The sequence below is a fragment of the Burkholderia sp. GW821-FHT14F03 genome (genome assembly GCF_058803765.1).
In genome coordinates, this window is the sequence record NZ_JBXAPG010000006.1 from 210,920 (window position 1) to 231,239 (window position 20,320).

Below are 20,320 nucleotides of genomic sequence, written 5' to 3' on the forward strand. Positions count from 1 at the left end.
GACCTCGCGCGGCAGGGGATGAGCGGCGGGGTCGGGGCGGGCTGCCTTCCCGCCCGCCGAAGGAGGCCGGCTACGCGCGCGAGGGCGCGGATGCGCCGATTGCCGCGCGGCGTCGATGACGATCCGGGAAGCGATGTCGAACGCCTCGAACCGGCCGGGAGGACGCTGAGCTTCCGCCGCGGCCGCCCGATTCCGGGCAATCCATCGGCTGAAGGCACGGCCGGATCGCGCTGACCGCGGCTGCCTTGCCTTAAGACGCGAGAACCTTCTTCATCGAGGGCGAGAGGTGCGGCACATAGTGCTCCCGCTCATAGAACGGGATGGCGTCCGGCCGCGCGTCGAGAAATATCGCGGTCATGCCGCGGGCACGGGCGTCGACGTCGGCATATTCCATCAGGGACCGGCCCACGCCGCTCCCTCGGCCCGCCGCATCGACCACGAGGTCGTCGATATGAAGGTGCGCCCCGCGCGCCAAGGTGTGAACGGGCCTCATGCCCATCACCCCGACAATCTTCCCGTCGAGAAAGGCCGCCACCAGTTCGTAGCCCGAATACGCTTGCCGGCGGACCCGCACCAGGAATTCGGCTTCTTCAAGCGACCGAAGTTGAGCGATGACAGGGTATGCCTGCACCCATTCCGGCGGCGACAGCCTTCTGATCTGGAACTTGCTGGGGCGATGTTCAGGCATGGCTCAAATCGATCCTCACTCGAAAAGTCAAATTATTGCACGCTGCCGCGTGGCGGAATTCCTCGATATGTCGGACATTCGAAGGTCCGCCGCCGGGCGTGTTCGCCGGCGGCCCCGGGTCGCGCGGCGACACCCTGCGACATTCCCGATGTCAGCGATCCGGTGCGGTCAATGCGGCCAGCACGTCTCGCACGGCGTCGATGTCCGGCGCGGACGGCGAGAGGCTGTCGCGCGGGCACCAGGGATAGGGCAGGCGGCGCGCCCAGCCGAGCAGCGCCCCGTTCGCCTCGGCGGGCAGCGTCGCCATCCGTTCGATCGTGATGTGCAGCCGCGCGACCCGTCCCGTGGCCTCGTCGGCCTGCCAGTCGTAGCGGCCGAAGCCGATGCGCGCCGCGCCTGATTCTTTGTCCGTCATGCACACGAGCCAGTCGCACGCGAAGCGGCCGTCATGCGCGGGCGGCGCGCCGATGCAGCATGTGTACACATTCTCGTAGCGCTGCGCGAATCCGCTCGACAAGGTCGCGGCGATCGCGTGCACGCCGCGCGCGGCGGCCGGAAACGCGATTTCCTCGGCATGGACCGTCATCGCCAATTCGGCGTCGGCGATGAACGCGTCCGTCATCCGGTGCGGGCGGTTGAAGTCCTTCGCGTGGAGGTAGGTTTCGATGGCGTGTTGCAGGCGGGTGGGCATGGTCGGGCGGCGCGGAGGCGGATCAGGTGGAGGAGTCTAATGGGGCGCGGCAGTCGTGCGGGTAATGGCGCATGGGCTGTCGGGCTATTCGTTGGCCGTGTGCGCGGTGTGACCGGTGCGTGCGCATCCGCCGATGCCGCACCGGCTTTCCGTTGAGGTGCACGTTGTCGATGATTGTCATGGCCGCGCAGGGCACATTGCCGGGGATCGGGTATGAGCCGCTGCCTGTTGATCAGGAAAATGGAAAGATAAGAGAAAGAAACTCATCAGGCTGCTTCGGTATCGAGTATCGGCGCGGCGATAATCTCGTGCGGTGGGGGCGGCTCGAACCCGGAAGCGGGGATGGTCGGCGGGAGGCATGCTGTCGCAAGCGCGCGCCGTTCCTCAAAACCGCTCCGCCCGAAACGGCGTCAGGTCGACGGACGCGGGTTCTCCGCAGATCCGCTCCGCCAACACCCTCCCGGTGATCGGCCCGAGCGTCAGCCCATGACTGCCGATCACTCCGGGCGCGCCGCGCCAGACGGCTGCGTATCCGCTTCCCCGCGCGCGGCCAGCTGCGCCTCGAACTTCGAGAAGAACGCCTCGATGATCTTGCGTGCGACGCCGTCGATGAGCCGCGCGCCGACCTGGGCGATCTTCCCGCCCACCTGCACGTCCACGTGATAGCTGAGCTGGGTCCGGTCGCCGCCGGGCGCGTCGAGCGCGACCCGCGCGCGCCCTTTCCCGAATCCCGTCGCGCCGCCGGCGCCCTCGAAGTCCAGCGCGTAGCTTCGCGGCGCATCGATGTCGGCGAGGACCAGCTTGCCCGCGAACTTCGCCTTCACCGGCCCGACCACCGCGAGCAAGGTGAGCGTGTACGCGGTGTCGGAAACGCGTTCCATCCGTTCGCATCCGGGCAGGCAGTCGCGCAGGACCGCGGGATCGTTCAAGGCATCCCATACCGCCTGCCGGGCGGCGGGCAAGCTGCGTTCTCCGTTGAGATTCATGTCGAGGGGTGTCCGATGAGTGAGGTCCGGCGTCAGGCCGGATGACGCGCGGGCATGCCGCCGATGCGCGCTCGAAGCGTAAAGAGTATTGCCCGAATGATCAATCGGCGCTTGTCTGTTTCAATGAAATGGCTATTCATTTGGTTTGAATCGGGCTCATTCGAAAATATGGCGAATGGATTTCGTAAAGTATGTTCGCATGTCGGCGCGCGGGGGCGGCGCAGGGTCGGCCCGATACGCTCGGTATGCGCTATTGCGAGCAAGCGTGGTGGCAGGTAGGATCGATAATTCAGATTTTCAAGCAGAATAATGACGAATTAAAAATTATCTTAAATCATGATTAATGGGCTGGATTATTTTCGATTGGGAAATGCGTTGTCGAGGGCAATGGCTTCCTGCATGGATAAACCGGATATCGCAGCGGATACCGGCCGGCCGACGGCGCGCATCGATTGCGTCTGCGGCGCCGCGGGCGGTCTTTGTACGCCGCGCCCGTGAGCGCGGCGCGTCGGCTTGACCGGCCGGGCGCGGCCGCGCCGCATCGGCGAACCGCCGAGGAGCGGAGATGAAGCCCGCGCCCTTCACGCTCCACCAGCCGTCGTCGCTCGACGAGGCGCTGACGCTGATCGCCATGCTTCCCGATTGCCGGGCGCTCGCGGGAGGTCAGTCGCTGATGCCGATGCTCAACATGCGGCTCGCGACGCCTGCGCACATCGTCGATCTGAACGGCATTGCCGCGTTGCGCGGCATCCACGAGCGCGACGGCGTGATCCGCATCGGCGCGATGACGACGCAGCGCGCGCTCGAATACTCGGCGCTGCTCGGCGAGCGGCTGCCGTTGCTGCGCGAGGCCGTGCTGCGGGTCGGGCATCGGCAGACGCGCAACCGCGGCACGCTCGGCGGCAGCCTGTGTCACGCCGATCCCGCGGCCGAACTGCCGACCGCCTGTGCGGCGCTCGATGCGACGCTGGTCGTGCAGAGCGCGCGCGGCGGCGGGCGGCGCATCGCGATGGCCGAGTTCGCCACCGACCTGATGACGGTGAGCCTCGACGAAGGCGAACTGCTCGCGGAGATCCACATCGCGCCGTGGGGCCCCGCGCATGGCTGCGCGTTCATGGAATTCGGCCGGCGGCATGGCGACTTCGCGATCGCGTCCGCGGCCGCGCTGATCGAGACGGACGAGGCGGGGCGCGTGACGCGCGCGTCGCTGACGCTCGGCGGCGTGGGGCCGGTGCCGATCCGTCTCGCGGAGGCCGAGCGCTGGCTGGTTGGCGCGCGGCCGGACCCCGCGTTGATCGATGCGGTGGCGGCCGAGGTCGACGTGCTCGACGCGCTCGACGACCCGGCCTATCCGGCGCGCTACCGGCGGCGCGTGGCCGGCCGGCTGCTGCGCGCCGCGCTGCAGCGCGCCCTCGACGCGGCTGTCGGATCCGAGAGAAAAGGGAGGAACCCATGAATCATGACGACGTGCGCCGCACGGTCGCCATCGAGGTGAACGGCGTGCTGCGCCACGCGCAGGTCGAGGATCGCACCACGCTCGCGGATTGCCTGCGCGACGGGTTCCGGCTCGTCGGCACCCATCTCGGCTGCGAGCATGGCGCGTGCGGGGCGTGCACCGTGCTGGTCGACGGGCACACGGCGCGCAGCTGCCTGATGCTCGCGGCGCAGGCGCAGGGCCACGCGATCACGACCGTCGAGGGGCTGGCCGACGGCGCGGCGCTGGGCGAATTGCAGCAGGCGCTGCGCGAGCATCACGGGCTCCAGTGCGGGTTCTGCACGCCGGGGGTGTTGATGACGCTCACGGAGCTGCTGGCCGATCATCCGCGGGCGACCGAGGACGAGGTGCGGCTCGCGCTGTCCGGCCATCTGTGCCGCTGCACGGGATATCAGAACATCGTCGAAGCCGCGCTGGCGGTGCTCGACAAACGGCGGGGCGCGGCATGGGCGCGTTGAATCCCGGCCAGATCGGCCGTTCCGTGTTGCGCACCGAAGATCTGCCGCTGCTGCGCGGCGAGGCGTGCTATGTCGGCGATATCAGCGTGCCCGACATGCTGCACGTGGCCTTCGTCAGAAGCCCGTACGCGCATGCGCTGATCCGGCGCATCGATGCGTCGGCGGCGCGCGCGATCGACGGCGTGTTCGCGGTGGTGACCGCGGAGCAGATGGCGGGGATGGTCGCCACGCTGCGCATGCCGCTCGGGTTTCCGACGACGGAGCTGCCGGACGGCATCACGCCCTATGTCCTGACGCCGCACGAGGTGTGCTTCGTCGGCGAGGCGGTGGCGATGGTGCTGGCCCGCTCGCGCTATGTCGCGGAGGACGGGGCCGCGGCCGTCGAGGTCGACTACGCGCCGCTCGGCGTGGTCGCGGACTGCCGGCAGGCGCTCGACCCGGATGCGCCGAAGGTGCGCCTGGAAGCCGCCGACAACGTGCTGAAGCGCTTTCGCGTCGACTACGGCGATTGCGATGCGGCGTTCGACGGCGCGCATCACGTGCTGGGCGTCTCGCTGCACCAGCATCGCGGCGCCGCGCATCCGATGGAGGGGCGCGGCGTGGTCGCGGCTTACGAGGCGCATCACCGGATGCTGACCGTGTGGTCGTCGACGCAGATGACGCACCAGCTGCAGGGCGCGCTCGCGGACGTGCTCGGCGTCGCCGAGACGCAGCTGCGCGTCATCGCGCCCGATGTCGGCGGCGGCTTCGGCGCGAAATACCTGGTTTATCCCGAGGAACTCGCGGTGGCGGCGGTCGCCTGGCACTACCGGCGCGCCGTGAAATGGCTGGAGGATCGGGCCGAGCACTTCGTCGCGACGATCCACGAGCGCGACCAGTACTGGGACGTCGAGATCGCCGTCGACGCCGAGGCGCGGATCCTCGGCGTGCGCGGGACGATGGTCCATGACCAGGGCGCGTACACGCCGCAGGGCATCAACTGCGCGTACAACGCGGCGACCGCGGTCACGGGGCCGTACGTGGTGCCGGCGTTCCGGCTCGACGTCGCGGTGGCGCAGACCAACAAGGTGTACACGATCCCGGTGCGCGGCGCGGGCTATCCGGAGGGCACGTTCGCGATGGAGCGCCTGCTGGATCGCGTGGCGCGCGCGCTGGGCGTGGATCGCGCCGAGGTGCGCCGCCGCAACCTGATCCCGCCCGAGAAGATGCCCTACGTGAAGCCGCTCAAGGCGCGCTCGGGCAAGCCCATCGTGCTCGACAGCGGCGATTACCCCGAGGCGCAGCGCCGGGCGCTCGACGCGATCGACTACGCAGGCTTCGACGTGCGGCGGCGCGCGGCGCGCGCGCAAGGCCGCCATCTGGGCATCGGTCTCGCCAATGCGACGAAGGGCACGGGGCGCGGTCCGTTCGAATCCGCCAGCGTGAAGATTTCCGCCACCGGCCGCATCGTGATCGCCACGGGCGCGATGGCGATGGGCCAGGGCCTGCACACCACGCTCGCGCAGATCGTCGCGACCGAGCTGGGCGTCGAGGTCGACGCGATCGAGGTCATCTCGGGCAGCAGCGCCGCGATCTCGATGGGCCTCGGCGGCTTCGCGAGCCGCCAGACCATCACGGCCGGCACCTCGGTGCTGCTCGCCGCGCGCGATGTCGCCGACAAGCTGCGGCGGGTCGGCGCGCGGCGGCTGAAGGTCGAGCCGGCCGACGTCCTGCTCGCCGACGGCCGGGTGTGCGTCGCGGCGGCGCCCGGGCAGGCGGTGACGTACGCCGAGATCGCGCGCCTGCTGAACGGCATCCCGGGCTACGACCTGCCGCCGGGCGTGGGGGCGGGGCTGGCGTCCACGCGTTTCTGGGAGCCGGATGCGATGGCGTACGCCAACGCTTCGCACGCCTGCGAAGTGGAGGTGGACATCGACACCGGCCACGTGAAGCTGCTGCGCTATGTCGCCGTGCAGGACAGCGGCACGCTCGTCAACCCGCTGCTCGCGACGGGGCAGGTGCATGGCGGCATCGTGCACGGCATCGGCAACGCGCTGTTCGAGTTCATGCGCTACGACGACGAGGCCCAGCCCCAGTCCGTGACCTTCGCGGACTACCTGCTGCCGACCTCGACCGACGTGCCCTGGCTCGAGGTGATCTTCATCGAGTCGCCGAGCCCGACCAATCCGCTCGGCGCGAAGGGCGTCGGCGAGGCGGGGACGATTCCGGTGACCGCCTGCATCGCGTCGGCGATCGACGATGCGCTCGCGGCGTTCGGCGTGCAGGTCGTCGCGACGCCCGTGAGCCCCGTGCATCTGGTCGACCAGATCGACGCGGCGCAGGCGTGCTGATGCGCGCCTGCGCCGCGCGGGGCGGCCGGCGGCCGGCTCAGCGCGGGGCGCGCCGGCTCACCACGGCAGCGTGCACGACGAGCGCGTGGAACTGCCGATCGCGGTCGCGGAGCACTGGCTGCCCATCGGATGCGTGAAGTAGGTGCGGGTCTCGCCGATCGGCACGAGCGGGTTGACGGGCGGCGGCATGTAGCGGCCGTCGCGGTGATCGGGGCGCGCGTAGCGCAGCCGGTTCTGGTGGAAGGCGGCGAGTTCCCGCTGCTGGATCTCGAACGCCGTGGTCGGCACGGCGTCCTGCGGCGTGGGCTCGGTCAGATGGCTGGCGATTTCGCGGCGGCGCTGTTCGGCCGGGCTCGGCGTCGTGAAATCGACGGCCGGGTTGGACGTGGTGTAGGACGCGGCGTCGAGCGGCGAGGCGAAACGCGGCGGCGGCGTCGCGTGCGCGGCCAGCGCGCCGTGCGCCTGGGTGTGTTCGACGTTGAACAGGTTGACGGCGACGGGGGCGGAGGCCGGCATGGCCTGGGCCGCGGCGGCGTGGAGCAGGGCGGCCGCGATAACGGCGCGCGTGATCGGATGCATGACGGGAGGCTCGCGCGTAAACAGAGGGGCGGGAGCTTCGAACCCTTGGCTGGCGGCGCGGAGGCGAACCGGCGGGATGCGGGGGCGTGGCTGAGGCTCGAAGACTGGCTCGTATTATTACATAAATATTACAAACTATTTTCGACCTCGACCGAGACGTGCGCTAAACAGGTCGCGCGCTCGCGCAACATCGGATCCGACGAAACCGGCGCGCTCGCGCGCGTGGTTGCACCCTGCGGCGCGCGTGCGTGGGCGGCGGCGCGTGGCGGAGGCGGCGCGCGCGATGGCGTGAAAGCGGGGCCGGAGGGGCGGCGATTCGTACGTGGCCCATTGCGACCGACGCGCCGCGCGCGGGCCGACCTGACGCCGATGAACGGGCCGGATCAAGGCGGGTGCAACCGTGGCTCAGACGTGTACGGAACTGCGTATTTTCCCTGATTGGTACGTCAATTGTGCGCAGGCGGGCGAGAAACGAACCTATAATTTCGGCTGCCTTGCCAACGGCTGTCGGAATATCCCTCCGGCGTGCGGTTCGGCAAGCGGGGCAGGCGATTCGCTTGCGCGATACAAGACGCATTACGTTGTCTTTCCGAACCAAGGTCACCGGTCCCAGTCCCGGGGGCTGACACTGCCGGGCCCCGCAAGCGCTGTTTCCATCTGCAGGTCCGTCTTTCCGTCTCGGGCGTGCTCCAGTTTCGTCCTCCACGGGTGTTGTTCGATTGCGCAAGTCATGCTGATGTCGTTGCCCGTATGACTAAACATAATCGAGGAGCTCCTGATGATGCTGTCCCGTCTTTCGTCCATCTCCCTCGCCGCCGCGCTGCTGGTCGCCGGCGCCGCGCACGCTGACACCGTGAAGATCGCCTTTGCCGGCCCGATGAGCGGCTCGGTCGCCCAGTACGGCGACATGGTCAAGGCCGGCGTGCTGACGGCGGTCGAGCAGATCAACGCCGCCGGCGGCGCGGGCGGCAACAAGCTCGAAGTGGTGATGATGGACGACGCCTGCGAGCCGAAGCAGGCCGTCGCCGTCGCCAACAAGATCGTGAGCCAGAAGATCAAGTACGTGATCGGCCACGTGTGCTCGGGTTCGACGATCCCCGCGTCCGACATCTACGAGAACGAAGGCATCGTGATGGTCACGCCGTCGGCCACCGCGCCGCAGCTGACCGAGAACAAGAAGCGCAAGTTCATCTTCCGCACGATCGGCCGCGACGACCAGCAGGGGCCGGCCGCCGCGCAGTACATCATCACCAGGGTCAAGCCGAAGAAGGTCGCGGTGCTGCACGACAAGCAGTCGTACGGCCAGGGCATCGCGACGTCGGTGAAGAAGGACCTCGAAGCGGCGAAGATCCCGGTCGTGCTGTTCGAAGGCATCAACGCGGGCGATTCCGACTACTCGGCGACCATCACCAAGCTCAAGTCGCAAGGCGTCGACTTCGTGTACTTCGGCGGCTACCACCCGGAAATGGGCCTGCTGCTGCGCCAGGCGCGCGAGCAGGGCGTGAAGGCCGTGTTCATGGGACCGGAAGGCGTCGGCAACAAGGACGTGACGGCGATCGCCGGCCCGGCGTCGGAAGGCATGCTCGTCACGCTGCCCGCCGACTTCACGGCCGACCCGGCCAACGCGGCGCTCGTGAAGGCGTTCGCGGACAAGAAGCGCGACCCGAACGGCCCGTTCCAGATGCCGGCGTACTCGGCCGTCAAGATCATCGCCGACTCGATCACGGGCGCGAAGAGCACCGATCCGACCAAGGTGGCCGCGTACATGCACCAGCACAGCTTCGACACGCCGATCGGCAAGGTGGCCTACGATCCCCAGGGCGACCTGAAGGCGTTCAAGTTCGTGGTCTATACGTGGCACAAGGACGCCACCAAGACGGCCGCTAACTAAACCGGCGTTCCCCCCGCCCATCGCCCGCCCCGCCGGATTCGCGCGGGGCGCGCGCGCATGGGCGCGCCGCATGATCGGCGCGCCGGCCGGGCGGGGTATCGAGATCGCGCGCCGTCCGCCCTTGCGGCGCGGCGCGAACGGGGGTTTCCCGCATGACAGACTTCTTTCCGCAATTCGCCCAGCAGCTGGTCAACGGCCTGACGCTGGGTGCGATCTATGCGCTGATCGCCATCGGCTACTCGATGGTCTATGGGATCATCGGCATGATCAATTTCGCCCACGGCGAGATCTACATGATCGGCGCGTACGTGGGCCTCGTCACGCTGACCGCGATCGGCGTGTCGGCCGGCTATCCGCTGCCGCTCGTGCTCGGCGCGGCGCTCATCGTGTCGGTGCTCGTGACCGGGCTGTACGGGTTCGCGATCGAACGCGTCGCGTACCGGCCGCTGCGCGGCGGGCCGCGGCTCGTGCCGCTGATCTCCGCGATCGGCATGTCGATCTTCCTGCAGAACTACGTGCAGATCGGCCAGGGCGCGCGCGACGTGTCGGTGCCGGTGCTGATCTCGGGCGCGTTCGACATCCATCTCGGCGGCGACTTCGACGTCACCGTGCCGTATTCGCGCCTCCTGATCGTCTGCGTGACGATCGTGCTGATGATCGCGCTCACGCTGTTCATCGCGCATTCGCGCATGGGCCGCGCGTGCCGCGCATGTGCCGAGGACATGCGGATGGCCAACCTGCTCGGCATCGACACCAACCGCGTGATCTCGTTCACCTTCGTGCTCGGCGCGATGCTCGCGGCGGTCGGCGGCGTGCTGATCGGCCTCACGATCGGCAAGCTCAATCCATACATCGGCTTCGTCGCGGGGATCAAGGCGTTCACCGCGGCCGTGCTGGGCGGCATCGGCAGCATCCCCGGCGCGATGCTGGGCGGCGTGCTGCTCGGCCTGGCCGAAACCTTCGCATCCGGCTACATGCCCGCCGAATACAAGGACGTGGTGGCCTTCGGCCTCCTCGTGCTGATTCTCCTGTTCCGCCCGACCGGCCTGCTCGGCAAGTCGGACATCGAAAAGGTCTGAGGGACGCAGATGAATCAATCCATCACTACGCCGCGCGGCGCGTCGCCCGCGCTCGGCGCGGGCCAGTCGCTCAAGAACGCGGTGACGGCCGCCGTGCTCACGGCGCTCCTCACGATTCCCGTGCTGGGCCTGCAGCTGAAGCTCGACGGCTACCAGGTGGTGCTCGAAGCGCACTGGCGGCCGGTCTGGATCGCGGTCGCCGCGGTCTTCCTGTTCCAGCTGTTCAAGCCGGCCCTCGCGCGCGCGAAGGCGAGCCTGCCGCTGCCCAAGGTCGCGCCGCTCGGCGCGCAGCATCAGCGCGCGATCATCTGGGCGCTGGTCGCGGTCGGCTTCGTGTGGCCGTTCTTCGGCTCGCGCGGCGCGGTCGACGTCGCGACGCTCGCGCTGATCTACGTGATCCTCGGGCTCGGCCTGAACATCGTGGTCGGCTACGCGGGCCTGCTCGATCTCGGCTATGTCGGGTTCTACGCGGTCGGCGGCTATACCTACGCGATGCTGAACCAGTACTTCGGGCTCACGTTCTGGGAGTGCCTGCCGCTCGCCGCGCTCGCGGCGGCGCTGTTCGGCTTCCTGCTCGGCTTCCCGGTGCTGCGGCTGCGCGGCGACTATCTCGCGATCGTCACGCTCGGCTTCGGCGAGATCATCCGCCTGCTCGCGAACAACCTGACCAGCCTGACGGGCGGCCCGGACGGCATCTCGGGGATCCCGAAGCCCACCGTGTTCGGCTTCGAGATGGCGCGCAGCGCGAGCGTCGAGGGCGCGAAGACCTTCCACGAGCTGCTCGGCCTCGAATACAGCGGCGAGCACATGGTGATCTTCCTGTACCTGCTGGCGCTCGTGCTGGTGTGCTTCACGCTGTTCGTCACGAGCCGGCTGATCCGCATGCCGATGGGCCGGGCCTGGGAAGCGCTGCGCGACGACGAGATCGCGTGCCGTTCGCTCGGCCTGAACCCGACCCGCATCAAGCTGTCGGCGTTCACGCTCGGCGCGTCGTTCGCCGGTCTCGGCGGCGCGTTCTTCGCGGCGCGCCAGGGGCTCGTCAATCCGGAGTCGTTCACCTTCATCGAATCGGCGCTGATCCTCGCGATCGTGGTGCTGGGCGGCATGGGCTCGCAGCTCGGCGTGATCCTCGCGGCGATCCTGCTGACCGTGCTGCCCGAAGTCGCGCGCGGCTTCGCCGAGTACCGGATGCTGATCTTCGGTCTCGTGATGGTGTTGATGATGATCTGGCGTCCGCAGGGCCTGCTGCCCGCGAGCCGTCCCCACGTGGAGCTGCCGCAATGACCGCGCAATCCGACATGTTGAAGGTGACCGGGTTGCAGATGCGCTTCGGCGGGCTGCTCGCGGTCGACGGCATCGATTTCGACGTGCGTCGCGACGAGGTGTTCGCGATCATCGGCCCGAACGGTGCGGGCAAGACCACGGTGTTCAATTGCGTCGGCGGCTTCTACCGGCCGACGGCGGGCGACATCGTGCTCGACGGCCAGCCGATCGCGGGCCTGTCGAGCCACCAGATCGCGCGCAGGGGGCTCGTGCGCACGTTCCAGAACATCCGCTTGTTCCGCTCGCTGACGGTGGTCGAGAACCTGCTCGTCGCGCAGCACCGCCAGGTGAAGTCGGGGCTGCTGCACGGGCTGTTCGCGACGCCCGCCTACCGGCGCGCGGAGCGCGAGGCGCTCGAACGCGCGGCGCTGTGGCTCGAACGCATGAACCTGACGGCGGTGGCGAACCGTCCGGCGGGCACGCTCTCGTACGGCCATCAGCGGCGGCTCGAAATCGCCCGCTGCATGATCACCGAGCCGCGCCTGCTGCTGCTCGACGAGCCGGCGGCCGGCCTGAACCCGCAGGAGAAGGTCGAGCTGCAGCACCTGATCGACCGGCTGCGCCGCGAGTTCGGCGTGGCGGTGCTGCTGATCGAGCATGACATGAGCCTCGTGATGGGGGTGTCGGACCGCATCCTCGTGATGGAGCACGGCCGGCCGATCGTGATCGGCGCACCCGAGGCGGTGCGCAACGATCCGCGCGTGATCAAGGCCTATCTGGGGGAGGAGTGATGCTGAAGCTGGAACAGGTCCACACGCATTACGGCGCGATCGAGGCGCTGTCGGGCGTGTCGATCGAAGTGAACAAGGGCGAGATCGTCACGCTGATCGGCAGCAACGGCGCGGGCAAGACGACGCTGATGATGACCGTGTGCGGCACGCCGCGCGCGTCGCGCGGCCGCGTGCTGTTCGAGGGGCAGGACATCACCGGCATGCCGACCCACGAGATCATGCGCCGCGGGCTCGCGATCTCGCCGGAAGGGCGGCGCGTGTTCCCGAGCCTGACCGTGCTCGAGAACCTCAAGATGGGCGCGTTCTTTTCGAGCCGCGACGAGATCGAGGCAGGGATCGAGCACGTGTACCGGCTGTTTTCGCGCCTGAAGGAGCGCTCCGCGCAGCGCGCGGGCACGATGTCGGGCGGCGAGCAGCAGATGCTCGCGATCGGCCGCGCGCTGATGAGCCGGCCGCGCCTCCTGCTGCTCGACGAACCGACGCTCGGCCTCGCGCCGCTCGTGATCGCGCAGATCTTCGACATCATCCGCACGATCCGCGACGAAGGCGTGACGGTGTTCCTCGTCGAGCAGAACGCCAACAAGGCGCTGCACGTGGCCGATCGCGGCTACGTGCTGGAGACCGGCCGGGTGGTGCTCGCCGATACCGGCGCGAACCTGCTCGCGAACGACCGCATCAAGAGCGCGTATCTCGGCGGCTGACGCCGGGCGGGCGGCTCCGGCCGCCCGCTTCCCGCTTCCCGCCGCTTACTTGCGCGCGGCGAGCCACGCCGCGATCTCCGGCCACGCGTCGCGCAGCGTGTGCGATCCCATGAACAGTCCGATGTGCCCGCCCGGCACGGTGCGGCTCGTCACCTGGCCGACCGGCGTGCCGACGTGCTTGCGCGCGTCGAGCACCTGCTCGGGCGTGGTGATGTCGTCCGATTCGCCGGCCAGCAGATAGACGGGGCAGGTGATGCGGCGCAGATCGAGCGTCTGGCCCAGCGCGACGAATTCGCCCTTCGCGAGCCGGTTTTCCTTGAACAGCTGCACGATCGCCTGCAGATACCAGCGGCCGGGCAGGTCGATCGGCTGCTCGTACCAGCTCGCGAACGCCTCTTCCTTGCGCAGGTAGGCCGGATCGTCGAGGTGTTCGTAGAGATCGATGTGCTCGCGCAGGTAGTGCATCTCCGGATGCATGTTCTTCCAGCCGCGCAGCATGAAGCGGCCGCGCATCAGCCCGCCGCCCAGCTTCACCAGCTCCTCGTAGAACGAGGTCGGGTAGCTGTGCGCCATCCGCTTGATCGGGCCGTCGCCCGCGTCGGTGTCGATCGGCGAACCGGCCAGCACGAGGCTCGCGACCTTGTGCGGAAAGCGCGCCGCGTACATCGCGACCAGCCAGCCGCCCTGGCACAGGCCGACCAGGTTCACGCGGCCGCCGACCTCGTCGACGCACACGTTCAGCTCCGCGAGGTACTGGTCGATTTCGAGATCCTTCATGTCCTCCGTCGCCGAGCGCCAGTCGGTCATGAAGAGGCGCGTCACGCCGTGGCTGCGCAGCGTTTCCATCAGGCTCTGGCCCGGCTGGTAGTCGGCGATCATCGAACTGTGGCCCGCATAGGGCGGATCGACGATGGTCGGTATGCCGTCCGCGGGCGCGACGGAGTAGTCGCGGAACACCATCGTGCGCAGTTCGAGCAGCGGCCGGTTCTCCGAGGCGAGCGTCGGGTGCAGCTCGAAATGGAGCTTCTCTTCCTCGGCGAGAAACTGCAGGTTGCGCGCCGACAGCTCGGCGCCCGCCTTGAACATCGCGGCGGCGGCGGCCATCGGCCAGAACAGCGGCAGGGCGGGGGTGAAGGGCGTGGCGGTCGGGAGCGCTTCCGTGGTCGACATGGCGGGTCAGTCCGAAAGAGACGGCGTAGGGACGCGCGCACGATCCAGCAACTGCCGGGTATGGCGCGCGATCATCAGGTTTTCGTCGGTCGGGATCACGCGCACGGTCGTGCGCGAGGCGGGCGCGCTCACGATCGCATTGCCGCGCGCGTTCGCGTCGTCGTCGAGCGCGATGCCGAGCCAGGCGGCGCGCCGGCACACGCGCTCGCGCACCGGCGGCGCGTGTTCGCCGATGCCGGCCGTGAACACCAGCAGGTCGAGCCCGCCCAGCACGCCCGCGAGCGCGGCCAGCTCGCGCGCGATCCGGTACGCGAACAGCTCGATCGCGTGATGCGCGGCGGGCGCGTCGCTCGCGAGCAGCGTGCGCATGTCGCTCGACATGCCCGATACGCCGAGCAGCCCCGATTCCGCGTAGAGCAGGTGCTCGACGTCGTCGAGCGTGCGGCCGGGCTCGCGCAGCAGGTACAGCACCGCGCCCGGATCGAGCGCGCCGGTGCGGGTGCCCATCGGCAGGCCGTCGACGGCCGTGAAGCCCATCGTCGTCGCGACGCTCGCACCGTGTTCGAGTGCGCACAGGCTCGCGCCGTTGCCGAGATGCGCGACCACCGTGCGGCGCGTGCGCCATGCCGGGTCGAGGCGATCGAGCGCGGTCGTGATGTACTCGTAGGACAGCCCGTGGAAACCGTAGCGCACGATGCCCTGCTCGGTCAGCGCGCGCGGCAGCGCGAACTCGCGCTCGAGCGCGGGCAGCGTGTGATGGAACGCGGTGTCGAAGCAGGCGACCTGCGGCAGGTCGGGCGCGATCGCGCTGACCGCGCGGATCGCATCGACGTGGTGCGGCTGGTGCAGCGGCGCGAGCGGGGCGAGCGCGGCGATCGCATCGAGCACCGCGTGGTCGATCCGCACCGGCGCGGAAAACCGCCGGCCGCCGTGCACCACGCGATGGCCGACGCCGTCGAAGCTGGCCTCGACGCTGACATGGTCGACGAACCACGCGTGCAGCGCTTCGATCGCGCCGTGATGACCGGCGCAGGCGAGCGGCTGGTCGGCGAGCAGCGCGCCGTGCGCGTCGCGCACCACGAGATGGGGCGCCTGCTGCAGCGGCTCGATTTCGCCATGCAGCGCGGCGCGCAGCGCGCGGTCGGGGAGCGTTTCGTAGACCGAGAACTTCAGGCTCGACGAGCCCGCGTTCAGCACCAGGATCGGGGCGCGCATCGCGGCCTCCTCAGGCGGGGCGCGCGACGGCGCGCGTCGCATGCGCGTGCAGCGCGGCCACCGCGCAGCTCGCGAGCCGGGTGCGCTCGCTGTCGGCGCGGCTCGTCAGGATGATCGGCACGCGCGCGCCGAGCACGATGCCCGCCGCGTCGGCATTCGCGAGGAAGGTCAGCTCCTTGGCGAGCATGTTGCCGGCTTCGAGGTCGGGCGCGAGCAGGATGTCGGCGTCGCCCGCGACCGGCGAGTCGAGATGCTTGAGCCGCGCAGCCTCGGGATCGATCGCGTTGTCGAGCGCGAGCGGCCCGTCGAGCAGCCCGCCCGTGATCTGGCCGCGCTCGGCCATCTTGCACAGCGCGGCGGCGTCGAGCGTCGACGGCAGTTTCGAACTGACCGTCTCGATCGCCGATAGGATCGCGACCTTCGGCGTATCGATCCCGAGCGTGTGCGCGAGATCGATCGCATTGCGAATGATCTCGGCTTTCTGTTCGAGCGTGGGCCGGATGTTGACCGCCGCGTCGGTGATGAAGATCGGCTTGCGATGGGTGGGCACGTCCATCACGAAGACATGGCTCAGGCGGCGCTCGGTGCGGATTCCGCTGTCCGGGCGGACCACCTCGGCCAGCAGCTCGTCGGTGTGCAGGCTGCCTTTCATCAGCGCCTCGGCTTCACCCGCGCGCACCAGCTCGACCGCGCGCGCCGCCGCCGCATGACTGTGCGGCGCGTCGACCCGGCGGTAGCGGCCGATATCGAGCCGCAGCGTGTCCGCGAGCGCCTCGATGCGGGCGAGGGGGCCGACCAGGATCGGCGTGATGAGGCCGGTGCGCGCCGCGTCGAGCGCGGCTTTCAGCGACGCCTCGTCGCACGGATGCGCGACGGCGACCGTTACCGGGTCCAGCGCGCGGCAGCGGGCGATCAGCGCGTCGTACTTCTCATGCTTGCGAGTCTCGGACATTGGAGCGATTCCTCGAATGCGGCGGGCAGGGGCGGCGCGGACGGAACGGCGGGCGGGCCGCCGCGCGGCGGGGGACAGCCTGATACGGATGACGCGCGGAACGGGGCCGGAGACAGGCCCGGCGCGGACATCGACAGGCATTGTGTCGCGCCTCGTCCAGGCATCCCATGATCTGCGTCAAGCGCCCCTGCGGCGTGATCGATAGCCTTGTCCGGAGGTTCACGGCAATTCGGCCGGCGCCGCGTGGCTGGCCGCACGACACGATCCAGGCACCATGCACATACGTGAAATCCGCGCGAAGATCGACAGCACGCAGTCAACGCGCAAGATCACGCGCGCGATGGAAATGATCGCGCGCACCAAGATGGCGAACGCGCAACGGCGCGCGCGCGATTTCCGGCCGTATGCGGCGCGCGTCGCGGCGATCGCGGCGCGGATGCTGCGCGACCGGCCCGACTGCGTATCCGCGCTGATGCGCGACGAAGGCGACGCCCGGCGTAGCGACGCCCGGCATATCGGCGTGATCGTCATCAGCACGGATCGCGGCCTGTGCGGGCCGCTCAACGCGCGCCTGATGCTCGGTTGCGCGGAGCGGCTGGGCGCGTGGGAGCAGGCGGGCGCGGAGGTCGAGCTGACCGTGATCGGCGCGCGCGGGCTCGGGCCGCTGGTCCGGCATGGGGGCAACGTGGTTGCGCACGCGCAGGGCTTCGGCGGCGAACCGCGTTTCGACGACGTGCTCGGCGCGATGCTGGTGCCGCTGACCGGTTTCGTCGAAGGGCGGCTCGACGAGGTCTGGGTGACCTACAACCACCTGACGAACGCGCTCGACTACGCGCCGCGTTTCGACCGGGTGCTGCCGATCGCGGGCGTGGCCGAGGACGCGGCCGATGCGGACGGGCACGGGAGCGACGGCCTCGCCGCCGATTACCTGTATGAGCCCGCGCCGAAGCCGGTCGTGGAAACCGTGCTGCTGCGCCATGTCGAGGCGTGCTTCTATCACGCGGTGGTCGAGAATTTCGCATGCGAACAGTGCGCGCGGATGTTCGCGATGCAGAATGCGACGCGCAACGCGGACGAGATGCTGAGCGAACTGCGGCACGTCTACCAGAAAACCCGCCAGGCGCAGATCACGACGGAGCTGTGCGAGATCGTGGCCGGCGCCGCGGCGATCGGATGAACGCGATGGCCGAGACTTCCTTCCGACTTGATGTCGTCAGCGCGGAGGCGACGCTGTTCGCCGGCGACGCGCATTTCGTGACCGTGCCCGGCGAGCGCGGCGAGCTGGGCATCTATGCCCGGCATGCGCCGCTGCTGACGCGGGTGCGCGCGGGCGTGGTCACCGTGATCGATGCGGGCGACGGCGCGTCACACCGTTTCCTGGTCGCGGGCGGCGTGCTGGAGGTGGCGCGCGCGGGCGTCACGCTGATCGCCGATCATGCGCTGCGCAGCCTCGAACTCGACGCGGCGCGCGCAGGCGCCGCGCGTGCCGCGGCGGCCGCGTGGCGCAAGTCGCATGCGGCGGACGGCCGGCGCGCGTTCGACGTGACGGCGGCGCGGGCGGAGTGGATGGAGGAATTGCGACGCTTCTTCGCGGCGGCGATGCATCCGCCGCGCACGGCCAAGGAGTGAGACGCGCCGCTCAGTCGATCTGCGTCTGCGCGATCGCGAACACGCAATAGGCGGTCGCGACGGCCGCGATGAACCAGAAGCCGTCGAGCGTGCCGAGAAAGCTCGCCTGCTGCGTGACCATGCGGCTGATCTGCGCGAGCGCGAGGGCGTGCGCGTCGCCTGCTGCGTGACCCATGCGCTCGAACGCCTGGCTGAGTGCGCCGAAGGTTTCCTGGAAGCGCGGGTTGTACAGGTTCACGAATTCGGTGAGCCGGGTTTCGTGCGCCGCGCGCCGATGCTGGTCGAGAATGATCATCGTCGCGGTGGAGAACGAGAACGTCAGCTGCTTGACGATGTTCTTGAGGCGGTAGCCGTTGTGATATTCCTCGATCGCGAAGATCCGGAACGTGATGCCGGCGTTCGGCAGCGCGATGAACAAGAGCAGCATGCCGCGCAGCACGAGCGGCACGACGAGCCAGGCCATGCTGACGTCCGGCGGCATGCTGGCCATCCACGCGCTGACCGCCACGGCCAGCATGAAGCCAGGGACGATCAGCCATTTCTTGTGCGGGATGCGCGCCGAGTAGCGGAAATACGCGAAGGCCGCCGTCAGCGACACGAGCGATGCGCAGCCGACCAGCCTGCCGGCGTTCTCGACCGGGTAGGCGAGCCCGCCTTCAAGGAAGCGCGATACGAGATAGCCGAGCGCGTTGCTGATGTAGTAGTAGCCGATGTAAAGCGCGATGCCGGTCTGGTAGGTGCGTTCGCGCAGCATGTGCAGCCGCATCAGCGGCTTCGGATGGTGCCACTGGTGCCAGCCGAACCAGCCGAGGCAGAGCAGGGCGGCCGCGGTCAGCAGGATCGACTCCGGCGACGCGGTGAACAGTTCGAAGCGCACCTGCTGCATCGCGACCTGCAGGGCGCCCTGTGCGAACGCGAATACCAGGTACGGCCACAGATGCGCGTCGCCGCGCTGGTCCGGTGCGACCTTGCCGGCGGGCGGCAGCGTGAACAGCGTGAGTGTGGCGAAACCGATGCCCGGGAAGGCATTGCATGCGAACAGCGCGCGCCAGCCGAAATCCGCGATCAGATAACCGCCCACGAGCGGCGCGAGCGCGCTGCCGAGCAGGATCATCATCAGGAACGCGCGCGTGCCGCTCGCGCGGCGCTGTGGGGGGAAGGTGGTTTGTAGAAGGATTCGGCATGCGCTCATCATCGGGCCGATGAAATAGCCCTGGAAACCGCGTGCGAATGCCAGTTCGAGTGAGGATTCGCTGAGCATCGCCATGATCGAGCCGGCTGCGAATAGGAGTAGCGAACCGCTGATGTAGCGCCGGTAGCCGATACGCTCGACCCACCATTGTTGTTGCAGGATGCCGACCACGGAGGCGGCGGCGTAGGCGCTCGATGCCCAGACGAGTTCGTCCGGTGCGGAGTTGACGCCGCCTGCGATGTAGCTGAGGAAGAAGGAAAACGACGAGTTGTCGAAATAGTCGAGGCCGGTGGCGAGCGCGATCGCCCAGGGGAGGGTCAGGTGGCGGAGAGGGGCGAGGGAGGTGGGGGAGCGGTGTAGGGGTGTGGCGCTCATGATGAGGCCTTGGGGTGGGGCGGCGGGGTTTGACTGGCGGTTTGTGTTGCGTGTCGTTCGCGTGCGAGGTGCGGTTTTTTTGCTTCGCACCGCTGGCGGTGCGCGTGGTAAAGCGGCGTGAGGTCAGGCCGTTGTGCGACGTGTCGGATCGTGAGCGGGCATTCGGGAAACATGGCGGGGCAGCGGGGTGCTTGATGCTGCGCAGTTTACTACAACGCGTACGTGTACGTACATGTTTGGGGATTTGCCTTTCGATTTGAAAGATTGGTTGGCGAGGATCTATTTCGGGGGCGGACGGCGCGATGTGGGCGCTATGGTGCAGCTGAATGCGATGGTTTCGATCGCCAGTTGCCGGCCGAAACCATCGCAAGCCAGATGGTCGTCGTCACGAAGCGGTGAAAAGCATATGCGTCAGGCGTCCTGGCGGCGCATTTTTTGTGCCTTGTGTGACAAGGAGATAATCAGAAAGGTAGGCGTAAAATTTGCGCTCGACCTTGTTCAGGGGGCTGTTTTCGACCGAGGCTGTGTGAAAACGCGTTGATCGTCTAGACTGAATCAACGCATTCAGGATGGGCTGCCCATGAAGCGATTCGTTGAAGGCGATGACCGCAAGCAGGTAGCGCTATTGCCCGAATGCCTGGACGATTTCGTTGCCGAGGATAACCCGGTCAGGATCGTCGAGGCCTTTGTCGAAGAGCTTGATCTGCACACACTTGGCTTCACCAGTGTTACGCCTTCGACGACAGGCCGCCCCTCCTACCATCCGGCAGTGCTGCTGAAAATATACATCTACGGCTACCTAAACCGGATTCAATCAAGCCGACGCCTGGAGCGC

General features: G+C 68.4%; 19 protein-coding genes. 11 read left to right on the forward strand and 8 right to left on the reverse strand.

Annotated elements, in window-relative coordinates:
- Positions 1–250 precede the first annotated feature (250 nt).
- The 3 genes from AC1RQF_RS06925 to AC1RQF_RS06935 form a co-directional block, all read right to left on the reverse strand.
- Entirely contained in the window at positions 251–688 is a 438-nt protein-coding gene (locus tag AC1RQF_RS06925) for a GNAT family N-acetyltransferase (RefSeq protein ID WP_273997841.1), read from the reverse strand.
- A 151-nt stretch (positions 689–839) separates the two neighbouring features.
- A complete protein-coding gene (locus AC1RQF_RS06930) occupies positions 840–1,379 on the reverse strand; it encodes a hypothetical protein (protein WP_273997843.1) in 540 nt (179 codons plus the stop codon).
- Between the two features lie 497 nt (positions 1,380–1,876).
- The gene (locus AC1RQF_RS06935) at positions 1,877–2,365 is read right to left on the reverse strand and encodes an SRPBCC family protein (RefSeq protein WP_492871618.1); all 489 of its coding nucleotides are present in this window, start codon (positions 2,363–2,365) and stop codon (positions 1,877–1,879) included.
- A gap of 565 nt (positions 2,366–2,930) precedes the next feature.
- Between AC1RQF_RS06935 and AC1RQF_RS06940 the strand changes: the two genes are divergently transcribed.
- The 3 genes from AC1RQF_RS06940 to AC1RQF_RS06950 are packed head-to-tail and all read left to right on the forward strand — an operon-like array spanning position 2,931 to position 6,648.
- Positions 2,931–3,821, forward strand: coding sequence for an FAD binding domain-containing protein (locus AC1RQF_RS06940; RefSeq protein WP_273997844.1), 891 nt, complete (start codon positions 2,931–2,933; stop codon positions 3,819–3,821).
- Complete coding sequence (locus tag AC1RQF_RS06945; RefSeq protein WP_492871619.1) at positions 3,818–4,318, forward strand: (2Fe-2S)-binding protein; 501 nt, start codon at positions 3,818–3,820, stop codon at positions 4,316–4,318. Before AC1RQF_RS06940 ends, AC1RQF_RS06945 begins: the two co-directional genes overlap by 4 nt.
- A complete protein-coding gene (locus AC1RQF_RS06950) occupies positions 4,306–6,648 on the forward strand; it encodes a xanthine dehydrogenase family protein molybdopterin-binding subunit (protein WP_273997848.1) in 2,343 nt (780 codons plus the stop codon). The genes AC1RQF_RS06945 and AC1RQF_RS06950 overlap by 13 nt, the downstream gene beginning before the upstream one ends.
- A 57-nt stretch (positions 6,649–6,705) precedes the next feature.
- On the opposite strand, the gene AC1RQF_RS06955 is transcribed toward AC1RQF_RS06950, so the two are convergent.
- Entirely contained in the window at positions 6,706–7,227 is a 522-nt protein-coding gene (locus AC1RQF_RS06955) for a hypothetical protein (RefSeq protein WP_492871620.1), read from the reverse strand.
- 778 nt (positions 7,228–8,005) lie between these two features.
- Here AC1RQF_RS06955 and AC1RQF_RS06960 point away from each other — a divergent pair.
- The 5 genes from AC1RQF_RS06960 (at position 8,006) to AC1RQF_RS06980 (ending at position 12,952) form a co-directional block, all read left to right on the forward strand.
- The gene (locus AC1RQF_RS06960) at positions 8,006–9,118 is read left to right on the forward strand and encodes a branched-chain amino acid ABC transporter substrate-binding protein (RefSeq protein WP_273997852.1); all 1,113 of its coding nucleotides are present in this window, start codon (positions 8,006–8,008) and stop codon (positions 9,116–9,118) included.
- Positions 9,119–9,270: 152 nt separating this feature from the next.
- Entirely contained in the window at positions 9,271–10,197 is a 927-nt protein-coding gene (livH, locus tag AC1RQF_RS06965) for a high-affinity branched-chain amino acid ABC transporter permease LivH (protein ID WP_273997854.1), read from the forward strand.
- Between the two features lie 9 nt (positions 10,198–10,206).
- Positions 10,207–11,481 (forward strand): high-affinity branched-chain amino acid ABC transporter permease LivM, encoded by a 1,275-nt coding sequence (locus AC1RQF_RS06970; protein WP_273997857.1) that lies wholly within the window; start codon positions 10,207–10,209, stop codon positions 11,479–11,481.
- Positions 11,478–12,251: a high-affinity branched-chain amino acid ABC transporter ATP-binding protein LivG gene (gene livG, locus AC1RQF_RS06975; RefSeq protein WP_273997859.1), complete on the forward strand. Its 774-nt coding sequence runs from the start codon at positions 11,478–11,480 to the stop codon at positions 12,249–12,251. Before AC1RQF_RS06970 ends, livG begins: the two co-directional genes overlap by 4 nt.
- The gene (locus AC1RQF_RS06980) at positions 12,251–12,952 is read left to right on the forward strand and encodes an ABC transporter ATP-binding protein (RefSeq protein WP_273997861.1); all 702 of its coding nucleotides are present in this window, start codon (positions 12,251–12,253) and stop codon (positions 12,950–12,952) included. The genes livG and AC1RQF_RS06980 overlap by 1 nt, the downstream gene beginning before the upstream one ends.
- A 45-nt stretch (positions 12,953–12,997) precedes the next feature.
- Here AC1RQF_RS06980 and AC1RQF_RS06985 read toward each other — a convergent pair whose 3' ends face one another.
- The 3 genes from AC1RQF_RS06985 to AC1RQF_RS06995 form a co-directional block, all read right to left on the reverse strand.
- Positions 12,998–14,056, reverse strand: a complete 1,059-nt coding sequence (locus tag AC1RQF_RS06985; RefSeq protein WP_492871628.1) for an alpha/beta fold hydrolase — start codon at positions 14,054–14,056, stop codon at positions 12,998–13,000.
- A 72-nt stretch (positions 14,057–14,128) separates the two neighbouring features.
- A complete protein-coding gene (locus AC1RQF_RS06990; protein WP_492871621.1) occupies positions 14,129–15,337 on the reverse strand; it encodes an acetate/propionate family kinase in 1,209 nt (402 codons plus the stop codon).
- Between the two features lie 10 nt (positions 15,338–15,347).
- Positions 15,348–16,289: a bifunctional enoyl-CoA hydratase/phosphate acetyltransferase gene (locus AC1RQF_RS06995; RefSeq protein ID WP_273997863.1), complete on the reverse strand. Its 942-nt coding sequence runs from the start codon at positions 16,287–16,289 to the stop codon at positions 15,348–15,350.
- A gap of 274 nt (positions 16,290–16,563) precedes the next feature.
- On the opposite strand from AC1RQF_RS06995, the gene atpG reads away from it, so the two are divergent.
- Together atpG and atpC are read left to right on the forward strand one after the other, a co-directional pair.
- On the forward strand, positions 16,564–17,466 hold the full coding sequence (gene atpG / locus AC1RQF_RS07000) for an ATP synthase F1 subunit gamma (protein WP_492871622.1): 903 nt from the start codon (positions 16,564–16,566) through the stop codon (positions 17,464–17,466).
- Between the two features lie 5 nt (positions 17,467–17,471).
- Positions 17,472–17,918, forward strand: a complete 447-nt coding sequence (gene atpC, locus AC1RQF_RS07005; RefSeq protein ID WP_273997867.1) for an ATP synthase F1 subunit epsilon — start codon at positions 17,472–17,474, stop codon at positions 17,916–17,918.
- 10 nt (positions 17,919–17,928) lie between these two features.
- Here the strand turns inward: atpC and AC1RQF_RS07010 are convergent, their stop codons facing one another.
- On the reverse strand, positions 17,929–19,485 hold the full coding sequence (locus AC1RQF_RS07010; RefSeq protein ID WP_492871623.1) for an MFS transporter: 1,557 nt from the start codon (positions 19,483–19,485) through the stop codon (positions 17,929–17,931).
- Between the two features lie 580 nt (positions 19,486–20,065).
- Between AC1RQF_RS07010 and AC1RQF_RS07015 the strand changes: the two genes are divergently transcribed.
- Positions 20,066–20,320, forward strand: a 255-nt coding sequence (locus tag AC1RQF_RS07015; protein ID WP_492871624.1) for a transposase, incomplete at its 3' end; no start/stop codon positions are given.

Bases quoted from the DNA above. Each gene is read 5' to 3' on its own strand.
- AC1RQF_RS06925 (WP_273997841.1), bottom strand. From the start codon at position 688: ATGCCTGAACATCGCCCCAGCAAGTTCCAGATCAGAAGGCTGTCGCCG.
- AC1RQF_RS06930 (WP_273997843.1), bottom strand. From the start codon at position 1,379: ATGCCCACCCGCCTGCAACACGCCATCGAAACCTACCTCCACGCGAAG.
- AC1RQF_RS06935 (WP_492871618.1), bottom strand. From the start codon at position 2,365: ATGAATCTCAACGGAGAACGCAGCTTGCCCGCCGCCCGGCAGGCGGTA.
- AC1RQF_RS06940 (WP_273997844.1), top strand. From the start codon at position 2,931: ATGAAGCCCGCGCCCTTCACGCTCCACCAGCCGTCGTCGCTCGACGAG.
- AC1RQF_RS06945 (WP_492871619.1), top strand. From the start codon at position 3,818: ATGAATCATGACGACGTGCGCCGCACGGTCGCCATCGAGGTGAACGGC.
- AC1RQF_RS06950 (WP_273997848.1), top strand. From the start codon at position 4,306: ATGGGCGCGTTGAATCCCGGCCAGATCGGCCGTTCCGTGTTGCGCACC.
- AC1RQF_RS06955 (WP_492871620.1), bottom strand. From the start codon at position 7,227: ATGCATCCGATCACGCGCGCCGTTATCGCGGCCGCCCTGCTCCACGCC.
- AC1RQF_RS06960 (WP_273997852.1), top strand. From the start codon at position 8,006: ATGATGCTGTCCCGTCTTTCGTCCATCTCCCTCGCCGCCGCGCTGCTG.
- livH (WP_273997854.1), top strand. From the start codon at position 9,271: ATGACAGACTTCTTTCCGCAATTCGCCCAGCAGCTGGTCAACGGCCTG.
- AC1RQF_RS06970 (WP_273997857.1), top strand. From the start codon at position 10,207: ATGAATCAATCCATCACTACGCCGCGCGGCGCGTCGCCCGCGCTCGGC.
- livG (WP_273997859.1), top strand. From the start codon at position 11,478: ATGACCGCGCAATCCGACATGTTGAAGGTGACCGGGTTGCAGATGCGC.
- AC1RQF_RS06980 (WP_273997861.1), top strand. From the start codon at position 12,251: ATGCTGAAGCTGGAACAGGTCCACACGCATTACGGCGCGATCGAGGCG.
- AC1RQF_RS06985 (WP_492871628.1), bottom strand. From the start codon at position 14,056: ATGGCCGCCGCCGCCGCGATGTTCAAGGCGGGCGCCGAGCTGTCGGCG.
- AC1RQF_RS06990 (WP_492871621.1), bottom strand. From the start codon at position 15,337: ATGCGCGCCCCGATCCTGGTGCTGAACGCGGGCTCGTCGAGCCTGAAG.
- AC1RQF_RS06995 (WP_273997863.1), bottom strand. From the start codon at position 16,289: ATGTCCGAGACTCGCAAGCATGAGAAGTACGACGCGCTGATCGCCCGC.
- atpG (WP_492871622.1), top strand. From the start codon at position 16,564: ATGCACATACGTGAAATCCGCGCGAAGATCGACAGCACGCAGTCAACG.
- atpC (WP_273997867.1), top strand. From the start codon at position 17,472: ATGGCCGAGACTTCCTTCCGACTTGATGTCGTCAGCGCGGAGGCGACG.
- AC1RQF_RS07010 (WP_492871623.1), bottom strand. From the start codon at position 19,485: ATGAGCGCCACACCCCTACACCGCTCCCCCACCTCCCTCGCCCCTCTC.